The organism is Cronobacter sp. HA18003, assembly GCF_011605905.1.
Classification (GTDB): domain Bacteria; phylum Pseudomonadota; class Gammaproteobacteria; order Enterobacterales; family Enterobacteriaceae; genus Cronobacter; species Cronobacter sakazakii.
This window is the reverse complement of the sequence record NZ_JAANQO010000001.1, coordinates 22,741-33,745: the sequence shown is the minus strand read 5'-3', so window position 1 is coordinate 33,745 and position 11,005 is coordinate 22,741. Positions and strand designations below refer to the sequence as shown.

The window sequence follows — 11,005 nt, the reverse complement described above, 5'->3', positions numbered from 1 at the left end:
TCTGCGCGGCCTGCTCCGCGGGTTTTTCCGGTGGCGTCGCGGCCTGACGGCGGCGAAAATAACGTCATACTGTAAGCAGATTGCGCTGCGTGAAATCTGGAGGTGTCACGGGGGTGTACATCACCGGATTTTACGCAGCGCAACTTACCGATGAGGTGATATGTCCCTTCCCCTTCACAGCCCGCTGCTGACAGCAGCTCCCGTGCCGGCGATTCCTGATTACGGCCGTGCCCTGGCGCTGCGCAGCATGGCCATGCACTACGCCGAGCTGCCCCGCTATCTGCTGGCGCCGGAGGTCACCGCGCTGCTGCACTACTTTCCGGACTGGTATCAGCACGGCCTCATCAATACGCTGTGGAACACCGGCGCCCGTATTAATGAAGCGCTGGCGCTGAAGCGCCGTGACTTCCACCTGAACGAGGACATTCCGCATGTGGTGATCCGCACCGCCAAACAGCGACGCGCCGGCGGCGGCCGCCCGAAGAAAGGCAAAAGCGCCAACCGCGTGGTTCCGCTTTCCGACCCGGCTTATGTGGAGGAGCTGCGCCGGCTCTTTGCCAGCACACGGGAGACGTTTGAGAACGACCCCCTCACCGGCGAACGGCGGGCACGACCAGTGTGGGATGTCTCCGATCGCACGGTGCGTAACTGGCTGGCCCGGGCGGTGGACGCGGCCGGGCGCGACGGCGTCAGGTTCAGCATTGCCGTCACGCCCCACACATTCCGGCACAGTTTTGCGATGCACCTGCTGTACGGTCACGTTCATCCGAAGGTTCTGCAGGGGCTGATGGGCCATGAGAAGTACGAGTCCACCGAGGTGTACACGAAGATCTTCGCGCTCGACGTGGCGGCAAGCCAGCAGGTACGCTTTACGATGGACACGCCGGACGCGCTGCAGTTGCTGCGCGGGAACGGCTGATGAGGAGGGGGGCAGGAAACGGCCCTACTGATGTATTCAGTGTAATCTTCAGGCTATCAGCCTGGGCCTGCCAATCCGGATCAGAGTGGCGGATGACAGCGACGGAACCCGGGAATGTATGCTCTCCACACGGATAAGGGAGGTGAAGTCGCCCGTCAGTCCGTTTATCTCATAAATAGAATCTGCGACTAGGGTGGTAACAGCTATTCTGGCGACGAGTGTTTTTTTGCTGGCTCATTTTTTTCTGCTTGAATTTTCAGCAACGCAGAGATGTGAAAAAGAGAGCTGCATTCTGTCCATGCTATGCAAGAGCAGTAAAGATGAATTACTAAATAAATACATTTGTAGTTCTTATGTATTACAATGGTATTTATTTTTTGGGTCCGGATTGAGTCATAACCAGATCCCGATAGCCCATGAGGTAATATTCATTGGCGTGCCTGATTTTACCTGCGACATCTGGCTCCTTTTTACTGACATGTGAAAGTAATCCAATGCCTATAAGATAAGCCCACGCACCGGGTATTTCTCTCTCGGGTATGCTCGTAGCCGCATTAATCTTTTCATAGGATGCGACAACAGGCAGTGTCCGGTTATCCCTGACAGCACAGAGATAAAGATACATTTTAAGCGCATAAAGCTCTTTCTTACTCCTAAGTGGCCGATCCTGAAATGGTTTAAGGGTCCTTAAATCACTACTCAACAATGCCCTGCATGGCAGTTTGCACCATCCGTTATTACCATTAAATCCTGTCACTCGGTACACATTATTCCGGCCTTCCAGCTCCCTGGTAATGACTCCATTTTGTTCAAGAACATGGAGTCCCCCGGACAAGGATGCCCGGCTTATGCCTGCCATTTCAGACAATTTTGTATAGCTGATAATGGCGACATGTTCTTCAACCAGCCCACCAAAAGGATCGGACTCCTTATAACGAAGCTCAAGATGCATGGCGATAACTATGTAGCACCTTAATGCGGCGATTTTAAGGGCCGGTTTGCCGAGTGAATCTTCTTTCCATAAAAAAGTACGCAGCCCATCCTGCAAAATCCAGGATGAGGGCATACGGACCCACGGAACTCGTCTCATTTGATAATCCCTTTCATTAAATGCAGCACAACTGCCAGCATGGCCAGCAGTAGAGAAGACGCCATGCAAACCAGCACAAACGGAACAACATTAGCCATGAGAAATTTAATAACCAACACAATGAGCAAGAAAGTATCCATGTTCGCCTCCAGAATTAACTTGAAGCCAATTTTATGTACCCGACGACGTTCTTTCTAGATATCGGTGACAAGTAAAAATAAAATATTCATGATTTTATCCAATAAAATCATATTGTTATATTTACATTGTATGGTTTTTACTTTTCATTAACCAGTTCATAAGAGCCTGGGCTCTAGTAAATGTCAAAATGTCACGGGTTCACCATGAGATAATAGAACTTGTATATCGACGTGCAGGTTCTGGATTCTCCTGCATAAGATGAAGAAGAGTTTAAAGAAACCCATGAAACGGGCTTCTATCATCAATTTATGTAATACTCATGTATTACATATTGAATGCAAATAGCATGCATCTGGAATACAAAAAAGGACCAATGAGTATTGGTTATGTACTACAAAATGAATTCAACCTAACGCGTTATGTATAAGAACTTCAGACAGTTTGTATTACAAAAGAAATTCATACTGAATACTGTTGGAGGGCAGCGGCAAGCACAAAAAGAACCCTGAGTGTGACAATCTGCCCTCAAACATACGACAAACTACCCTCAAAAATATTTATCCAACCCCGGCCTCCTTACTGTGACAAATCACCCTCACGGGATAAGTGACATATCACCCTCAATTACCTTGTCGGGACGTTTTTCTGGACAAGTAAGACAGGATGACAAGGAATATGAGGAAAAATACGCAAACGCAGCCAGCAAAGTGTGACAATTTGCCCTCACCAGAACCCGGCTACGTGACAAATTGCCTTTTCTGGCCTGTCGTAATGTGACGGATTGCCCTGAGAAATGTGACAAACTGCACTCAGGGAAAACAGTTATTCTGCGTGTATGTCACTGAAAGTAAATACAATATGAGTGGTCTGTCGGCCTTTCTTTTTTTCAATATATGAAAGGCGCATAGGGGTGCGGCTGTTGATCTCATCCACACTGGCCTGAAGGAAACGACGACGAAAGTCCGGCATACGCTGGTAGCTCTGCGGAAGCTGGTAGCGTTCCATGATCCAGTCCACACGCAGCGAAACCACGCCAGAGCCGTCAGCTTTTCTGTACTGGCACAGCGATTCGTAAAGGCGCATGGCATAAGGATTGGTGATTTCCTTCGTTTCGCTCAGACGGAACTGTGTGAAACGATTCTGGAGGCCAATGAAGAACGGGATGAGGTAAGGGTTGATATGCACGCTGTAGATGCCTCTGGATGGGCTGTGCGCGCGCTTGATGAACCACGGGAACGACTCATAACCTTTCTCATCACCGGAATCCTCTTCAGGCCGGTAAAACACCACTTCCTTGCCCGCGAAGCCTTTCAGCGCCTGCCTGATATCCTTGCTGGCCTCAGCTGAGGTAAGGCCGAAAGTCGAAGCATACTGAGCGACCTGAATCTCACAAATACCGTCATGTTCCTGAAGCGAGCCGTCGGAAGTACGGATTTGATTTACAAAGAGATAGAGCATTCTCTTTTGATCACGGGAAAGGCTGTAAGCCGCTTCCGTCAGCTCGTTTGACTGGACAATCCGGGGGCTGTTCCTGCGTTTTTTTTGGTTGATCAGCGCAATATCAGTCATGGTGATTTTGTTTTATTTGTGACAGGTTTTTAGATTGTCACACTTAATCTGAAATAGTCAACAACCATGAATAACCCTGTGATAAGGCGCTACCCGTGAGGGCGATTTGTCACAGACTTAAGGGCAGTTTGTCACGATTAGAAGGGGGTTTTAAGGGCAACTTGTCACAGTAAAAGGGCAATTTGTCACACTCATCAGCCTGTGGACCGCGTCAGCACTGGGCTACCGTACCGTCTAAAAAAGTAGATCTAAAAACACCTTTAAAAAGATCCTTTTAAAAACAGGCGGTGGATAAGTGGATAAGTACAAAGAAGACTTTCTGTGAGGTTAGTGCGTCCGCAGTATATGCAACAAACGGCTCCCTTGCGCTTCCTCGACCGTTCGCGGGCTGCGCCCGGTCACTTGTCTGCGGCGAGCACTGGCGGCTCATTCAAAGACGGTTAAGCCTATCTGACTACCGCAACGGGAATGTCCTTCCAGCGCGTCGTGTAGGCCGGAGAAAGCATCTCGCGTTTCATCTGCCACTCCGGAGCAATACCCCGTCCGGCAAAAAACACTTTGCCAAGCCCGGAGTTATTAATGCCATCCAGAACCTTCATCAGCTGCTCGCTGCCGGGGCGGGGCTGATGTTCGTCGAACAGGTTCAGCTGCGCCACGCCGGTGGGCGTGAATTCATTCAGCATGATGCCGGCCTTTGCATAGCGATGCCCGTCTGTCCAGATACGGTCCAGCGCCTTTACAGCGGCTGCTATGACGTCACGGGTGTCCCGGGTAGGGGTGAGCAGTTTTTCGCTGGCCACGTTGCCGTAATACGTCTCACCGGCCGCGAACGGTGACGTTTTCACAAACACGGCGATATGCCGGCAATACTGGCGTTCTTCCCGCAGTTTCTCCGCAGCACGCTCCGCATACTGGCAGATGGCCTGCCGCATGGCTTCATACGTCGTGATACGTTCTCCAAAGCTCCTGCTGCAGACGATTTGCTGCTTCGGTGGCGGGGCTTCTTCCAGGGTGATGCAGCTCTCTCCGTTCAGTTCGCGCACGGTGCGCTCGAGTACAACGGTGAAGTGTTTCCTGATGAACGTGGGGTTAGCACGGGCAAGGTCCAGGGCCGTGGTGATCCCCAGCTGATTCAGCTTCTTCGCAATACGCCGGCCGACGCCCCACAGTTCTTCCACCGGCTGCAGCGACAGCAGCTTTTCCGTTCGCCGGCGGTTACCGGGCGTCAGCGCCAGCACGCCGCGGAACTGCGGCCATTCTTTTGACGCCCACTGCGCTGATTTGGCCAGCGTTTTTGTCGGGCCCATACCGACACCGATAGTGAGGCCTGTGCAGGTCAGCACGTAGCTGCGCAGCTGGCGCCCGAAATCCTCAAATTCCAGGCAGCGGTCGATACCGCGGATGTCCAGGAACATCTCATCAATGCTGTACTGCTCGACCCGCGGCGCCAGCTCTTCCAGGCAGGACATCACGCGGTTGCTCATCGAGGCATACAGCTCGTAATTGCTGGAGAACGCCACCACCGGCTCCGTAAACCGGGCTGCCTTCAGCTGAAACCAGGGGGTTCCCATTTTGATACCCAGAAGCTTTGCTTCTTTTGAGCGTGCAATCACGCAGCCGTCATTATTGCTGAGCACCACCACCGGCCTGCTGCGCAGATCCGGCCGGAAAACCTTTTCACAGCTGGCATAAAACGAGTTCACATCCGCCAGAGCAAACATCACCGGCGCTCCTTCAGGCGATGAATGCTGTGCGTCACCACGCCAAATATCTGCAGATCGTCCGGGTTGGGGTACTGGGGAGGATATTCCGGGTTCATTGGCTGCAGGGCCAGCCGCGGCCTGAGCAGCAGCTGCTTGACAGTAAACTCGTTTCCCACGGCCGCGATGACGATATCACCGTGCTGCGGTTTTTCTGCCCGGTCCACAACCAGCACATCACCGCTGCGGATGCCGATATCCGTCATGCTGTCACCGTTGGCGCGGACGTAAAATGTCGCGTTACGGTGCCAGACACAGTAGTCGTTCAGATCCAGCTCAGCCTCGACATAGTCCTGAGCCGGGGAAGGAAAGCCTGCCTGGCAGCGTTCCAGAAAGAGCGGAAGCGCTAATGTTTCTGTTTCAAAAGGCGCACAAAACAAGTGAATGGATGCCATCTCGTTTCACCGTTATTTTTATACTGTTTATATATACAGTAATAGCCCGCCAGTGTTCTGACAAGCGAAGCGGTAAGTATTCTCAATACATCCCTTTAAATGCATTTATAGTTCTCTAATTTTTCTCTTTTAAGTTCTTCCACTCGCGCGAGTTCTCTGTATAATCTCAATTGTTCTCTTATTTATCTCTTAAAAATATCAATAAAATCTCATAAGGATTCACCATGAAAATCTTCATCGATGACGGCTCAACCAATATCAAGCTGCAGTGGAATGAGGACGGCGAAATTAAACGGGCCATCAGCCCCAACAGCTTCAAGCGTGAATGGGCCGTGGCGTTCGGCGGACAGGACACCTTCAACTACACGCTGAATGGCGAAAACTATTCGTATGATCCCATCAGCCCGAATGCCATTGTCACGACCAATATTGCCTGGCAGTACAGTGACGTGAATGTGGTTGCCGTACATCATGCGCTGCTGCAGACCGGGCTGAAGCCGCAGGATATCGATATCGTGGTGACGCTGCCGCTGGCTGAGTTCTATAACCGGGACAACCAGCCGAACCAGGACAATATTCGCCGTAAACAGGCAAGCCTGTTACGGCCGGTATCGCTGAATGGCGGAGAGACGTTCCGTATCCGGAACGTGCAGGTGATGCCCGAATCCATCCCTGCAGGCTACGAAGTGGTGAAGGAGCTGGACGACCTGGATTCGCTGCTGATTGTGGACCTGGGCGGTACAACGCTGGATATCTCGCATGTGATGGCCCGTATGCGCGGCATTTCCCGTATCTACGGAAATTCCTCGCTTGGCGTTTCGCTGATGACCGAAGAGGTGCGCGAGGCGCTGGCGCTGGCCCGCACCCGGGGCAGCAGCTACCTCGCGGATGAAATTATTATCCACCGTAACGATGAAGCGTTCCTGCGCAAACGAGTGAATGACACTTCCCGTCTCGGCATGGTGACAGACGCGCTGCGGGATTCTCAGCAGCGTCTGGTGAACCGCGTGCTGGAAGCAATCAGCAGCTTTGAGGGCTATTCTCATGTTATGGTTATCGGCGGCGGGGCTGAGCTCATCGCCGGAGCGGTCAGACAACACTGCGGCGTACACGAAGATCGCTTCTGGCAGAGCGACAATCCGCAGTTCGACCTGGTCAACGGTATGTACGCAATTGGTTAATGATATGGACAAGCAGGATACGCGTCGCAAAATCACTTTTTATCTCAACCCGGAAACAAATGACGCGGACAAATATGTCTGCGATGAGATTGACCGGACCCCGCAGGGAGAGCGGGGCAAGCTCTGGCGGTCGGCACTGCTGGCCGGCTTTGCGTTGCGTAAGCAGGATGCACGGCTGCCGCATATGCTGGCCGAGCTGCTGAACGATGCGACCACATTCGATGAAGTGATCCTGCTGATGAAGGCCGTGTTTCCTGAAGAGATGGACGCGTTTGGTGAACGCCGCCCTGCAGGGCAGACCACCATGGCGACCAGAGCACCGGCGGCCAGACCGGAACAGGACGGCGCGCAGGATGAAACCCGCAACAATGCCAGAAGCATGTTCGGGCAGCAGACAGATTAACGATGATGCCTGCCGCGCCGGCAATATCAAGAAAGGTGCAGCCTGATGACCATGAAACAACGTGCTGAAGCACTGACCTGCTCCCTGCTGCGGCGTGCCGGCGTTCCGGATGCGCAGCTGGCGGCAGGCTGCAAAAAAATCGGCCGGAGAATGCTGCTGGGCAGCGTCCTGCTTATCGTTCCGCTTATCATCTGGGATATGCCGCCTGTAGCGAAAATTCTCCTGCAGCTGGGCTATGCCGCCATGATGTGTGCCGGCATTCTGCTGGCCTTCGATGAAGAAAAGAAACCGCGCTGACCACGCAGCTGCCTGCTGAAGCCCGCCACCCGGCGGGTTTTTTTATGCCTGCATCCGGGCGCTTCAGGTGGCCTGCGGCCACCGCGCTTTCACCGCGCCGGCACCGCCGTCGCTTCAGTGACCGGCCCGCCATGCGTGCCGGGGCTGTGTCATGTTCTCCACTTTCTCCCGGGTGATGTCTCCCCGTTCCTTTCACCGCGCAGGACTGTGCCACACGGACGGCTGCCGCAAGGGCCGCTGAAGCTGAACGGCGGCGCCCGGTCCCTGCGGGCTGCGGCCTTGCCGTTCTCCCCTGCGGCTGCCGTTTACCGTGCGGCGTGCCTGCTGATGCGGCGAAGGAACTCAGAGAAACATCACATCACTCACAGAGGAGAAGCAACATGACACAGCAGAACGTCAACACCGCAGCAAAAGAATCTAAAGAATCATCACTCAAAACCAGCCATATTCTGGACCTGTTTTACTACGTCGAGGAAGTCTCTGCCTGCCAGGCGCAGCCGCAAAGTTTCACCCCACCGGCCGGAGCCGAGGAACTGACGGCGTTTGACGAGGAAGGGCCGGATTATTACTCCGTCTGGCTCGCCGACGGGTGGCCGGTCGCCATTGCGGCGCCGATGGACGGCTTTTTCCGCGTACTGACCGGGGAGGCCGCATAATGTCACAGCTCTCCATCTTTGACGCCATGAGCGACGCTGCCGGCATTCAGTCACGTCCGGCCCCTGCGGCAGTAACGCCGCGTATGGTCACGGGGGACGTGGCGCGCCGGCAGTTTGTCAGTGAGTTCCGGCATACCGCGCCTTACCTGCGCCGGTGGGATGTGTTCAGCGACTTCATTACCCTGGCGGCCAGTGAGCTTGATATCACCCGTGTCCGCACGCCGGAAAACATCGAGCGCAGCCGCAAAATCTGTGACCGTTACCAGCCTGCTGACCTGCAGAAACTGAAGAATCTGTTCTGCCTGCTGGTTGCTGCGCTGGAAGGCGGGTTTCAGGATTTTCTCGGCTCGGTCTTTATGGAGCTGGAGCTGGGCTCCGGTGATATGGGCCAGTTCTTCACGCCCTACAGTCTTTCCCGCCTGATGGCCAGTGTGCTGACCGGCGATATTGAGCAGCAGCTGAAGCGCTGCCCGTGGGTGACGCTGGATGAACCGACCAGCGGGGCAGGGGGCATGGTTATCGCCTTTGCCGAAGCCATGCTTAATGCCGGTTATAACCCGTCAACGCAGCTGCTTGTCACCACGACGGACATCGATCCGGTGGCGGCCGACATGACCTTCATTCAGCTCAGCCTGCTGGGTATCCCGGCGATAGTGCACACCGGCAACACGCTGAACCTGACCGTCAGCCGGACCCGCTGCACGCCGGTGTACTGGATTGAAAACTGGCCCGACCGTATTCACTCCCATGAGCGGATTCAGGCCATGCGGCAGTTCCTGGCCGGTATTGCTTAACCTTTCCGGCAGCGGGCCCGGCCCGCTGCTGTTCAGTTACAAAAACATCAATCATTTGTGTTACATGCCGATACTGACAGAGAGATCATTATCAGTGGTAATCAAAAAGGAAAGATGAATGAACAGAATGACAGGAATCACTGTCTTATGCCTGGCGCTGATGGGATGCAGTTCTGTAACCTCAGAAAACGGAACGCAGTACCTGAAAACGGAAATGCAGTCATCTGTTTCAGGGCCAACCACAGTAACCGTAACCGCAGACAGCCTTCTGAAAAAAGCCAATGACCGGCATTTGATACTCTATGCACTCCGTCCGTTGCCGGGGAAAGCATTCAGCTCTGAGCTGGACAGAAAATTTGCCGCAGCGACGATGTATATTGATTTATCTTCCGGTAAAGGAAGCCGGGTAGCCGAGATCAGTGGGGAGATAAATTACTACGATCATGAGCGATACGTGAATGGCCGCCTGGTGGGAGACAGTATCAAGGCTATACCTGTTGCACCGCAGACAGTCCCGCTGTCACTCAATAAGCCAGTCTCAATCAGTCTGCCGCAGGGTATTCACTATTCCGTCATGCTGACGGACAGCCAGCCCTGAATAAGGCCTGACCTTCGTTTCTGGTGCGTAAATACCCGATACTGTTACGTACCGGGTATTTAACCCACTCCCTGCATACAAAGTTCGTTCCTGGCACATAACCGCCAGTCAGCCCCCACACTACAAGGAAGTCGGTTTCCTCCGCTTTTATGCCGCCACGGTATCCACCGCGGCGGCGGGTGTCAGCGCCGCGCCTCTACTTTAGCCCGGCCGCTGCGGCGGCAAGGGTCCGCTGCCGCCGTCATCCTCACCCGTTCTCACAGGAAACGGTGCATTCAGCCCGTTTCCTGCTGCGCTGCGGCTTCCGGTGACGCCCCTGCCTCCTCCGCTTTACGCCGGGCTGTCGTGCCGGCACGGCGTAAATGGCGCCGCAGCTGAACTGAGGAGAATCCCCGTGAATACCGCATACACCCTGATCCGCCGCCACTGTCACAACCAGCTTGTAGAACGCGGCTGGCCTGACGACCTCGATATCGAAACCAACCTTTCATACTGCCAGGGGGACGGCGTCGCGTTTTACGGCCGCATTCATACTTACTGCATCCTGAAACTGCTGCCGGAGCTGGCCGGGCGCGGCTACCTCAGCGAGCAGGACTGGCGGGAAATGGATAACTGTATCGGCGAGAGCAACCTGAACATCGTTCTGAGCCGGAACAGCCTGGCAAATCATTACGCGCACGCCGGCACGATCACGCTGGAATATGAGGACTGGCCGGAAACCATGAGCGAGCCGCTGATGCGCCGCTTACTTGCCGCCCTGCGCCGGGAAATTAACGACCTGTGCGGCAGCGTGGCGGCAGACGGCTACCGGCTGATGGAGGCCATTAATCCCTCCTGGGACAATGCGGTCATCCGCCATCACCGGACCCCGAATTTTACCGTCACTATTACCGAAGTGGAGCCGGCAGGGGGATACGGGCTGCCGTGGGATGAGGAACTGCAGGACAGCTGTCTGGAGGCCATCCTGAACGAGGGCGCCACCCTGAGAACGCTGGAAGTCAGCGTGACCTGCGCGCGTACCGGTCATGTGTACGGTCAGTCAGTGATCCCGGATGTGATGCGCCATCCGGGCCAGCCGTGGCGGGAATGGTTTGAGCGTGACTGGGTTCGTGACGCGGTAACGGAGGCGCGCCGGGAAATTAGCGAGACGCTGAACGCCTTTGCCTCGTTCCGCAGGGCGGCGTAGCGCCGGGCAGGTGGCC

At 54.6% G+C, this 11,005-nt stretch carries 13 protein-coding genes; 8 read left to right on the top strand and 5 right to left on the bottom strand.

Annotation, left to right across the window (positions count from 1 at the left end; translation table 11 throughout):
• Positions 1-160 precede the first annotated feature (160 nt).
• Positions 161-919, top strand: coding sequence for a tyrosine-type recombinase/integrase (locus G6041_RS00155; RefSeq protein WP_080322287.1), 759 nt, complete (start codon positions 161-163; stop codon positions 917-919).
• Positions 920-1,289: 370 nt separating this feature from the next.
• On the opposite strand, the gene G6041_RS00150 is transcribed toward G6041_RS00155, so the two are convergent.
• From G6041_RS00150 to umuD, 5 genes are all read right to left on the bottom strand, one after another.
• Positions 1,290-2,009 carry a hypothetical protein gene (locus tag G6041_RS00150; RefSeq protein WP_080322037.1) on the bottom strand — a complete coding sequence of 240 codons (720 nt, stop codon included), beginning with the start codon at positions 2,007-2,009 and terminating at the stop codon, positions 1,290-1,292.
• Complete coding sequence (locus G6041_RS00145) at positions 2,006-2,149, bottom strand: hypothetical protein (RefSeq protein ID WP_162618924.1); 144 nt, start codon at positions 2,147-2,149, stop codon at positions 2,006-2,008. The genes G6041_RS00150 and G6041_RS00145 overlap by 4 nt, the downstream gene beginning before the upstream one ends.
• 823 nt (positions 2,150-2,972) lie before the next feature.
• Positions 2,973-3,719, bottom strand: coding sequence for a replication initiation protein RepE (gene repE / locus G6041_RS00140; RefSeq protein WP_048888150.1), 747 nt, complete (start codon positions 3,717-3,719; stop codon positions 2,973-2,975).
• Between the two features lie 446 nt (positions 3,720-4,165).
• Positions 4,166-5,440 (bottom strand): Y-family DNA polymerase, encoded by a 1,275-nt coding sequence (locus G6041_RS00135; RefSeq protein WP_080322038.1) that lies wholly within the window; start codon positions 5,438-5,440, stop codon positions 4,166-4,168.
• Positions 5,440-5,874, bottom strand: coding sequence for a translesion error-prone DNA polymerase V autoproteolytic subunit (umuD, locus tag G6041_RS00130; RefSeq protein WP_048888148.1), 435 nt, complete (start codon positions 5,872-5,874; stop codon positions 5,440-5,442). The genes G6041_RS00135 and umuD overlap by 1 nt, the downstream gene beginning before the upstream one ends.
• A 224-nt stretch (positions 5,875-6,098) precedes the next feature.
• Between umuD and G6041_RS00125 the strand changes: the two genes are divergently transcribed.
• The 7 genes from G6041_RS00125 (at position 6,099) to G6041_RS00095 (ending at position 10,989) form a co-directional block, all read left to right on the top strand.
• Positions 6,099-7,055 carry a plasmid segregation protein ParM gene (locus tag G6041_RS00125; protein ID WP_080322039.1) on the top strand — a complete coding sequence of 319 codons (957 nt, stop codon included), beginning with the start codon at positions 6,099-6,101 and terminating at the stop codon, positions 7,053-7,055.
• 4 nt (positions 7,056-7,059) lie between these two features.
• A complete protein-coding gene (locus tag G6041_RS00120; RefSeq protein ID WP_080322040.1) occupies positions 7,060-7,458 on the top strand; it encodes a plasmid partitioning/stability family protein in 399 nt (132 codons plus the stop codon).
• Positions 7,459-7,503: 45 nt separating this feature from the next.
• The gene (locus G6041_RS00115) at positions 7,504-7,755 is read left to right on the top strand and encodes a hypothetical protein (RefSeq protein WP_080322041.1); all 252 of its coding nucleotides are present in this window, start codon (positions 7,504-7,506) and stop codon (positions 7,753-7,755) included.
• A gap of 380 nt (positions 7,756-8,135) precedes the next feature.
• On the top strand, positions 8,136-8,411 hold the full coding sequence (locus G6041_RS00110; protein WP_048888201.1) for a hypothetical protein: 276 nt from the start codon (positions 8,136-8,138) through the stop codon (positions 8,409-8,411).
• The gene (locus tag G6041_RS00105; protein WP_087601225.1) at positions 8,411-9,205 is read left to right on the top strand and encodes an N-6 DNA methylase; all 795 of its coding nucleotides are present in this window, start codon (positions 8,411-8,413) and stop codon (positions 9,203-9,205) included. Before G6041_RS00110 ends, G6041_RS00105 begins: the two co-directional genes overlap by 1 nt.
• 118 nt (positions 9,206-9,323) lie before the next feature.
• Entirely contained in the window at positions 9,324-9,803 is a 480-nt protein-coding gene (locus tag G6041_RS00100; protein ID WP_087601224.1) for a hypothetical protein, read from the top strand.
• Positions 9,804-10,197: 394 nt separating this feature from the next.
• Positions 10,198-10,989 (top strand): hypothetical protein, encoded by a 792-nt coding sequence (locus G6041_RS00095; protein WP_087601223.1) that lies wholly within the window; start codon positions 10,198-10,200, stop codon positions 10,987-10,989.
• The last annotated feature ends 16 nt before the right edge of the window (positions 10,990-11,005 follow it).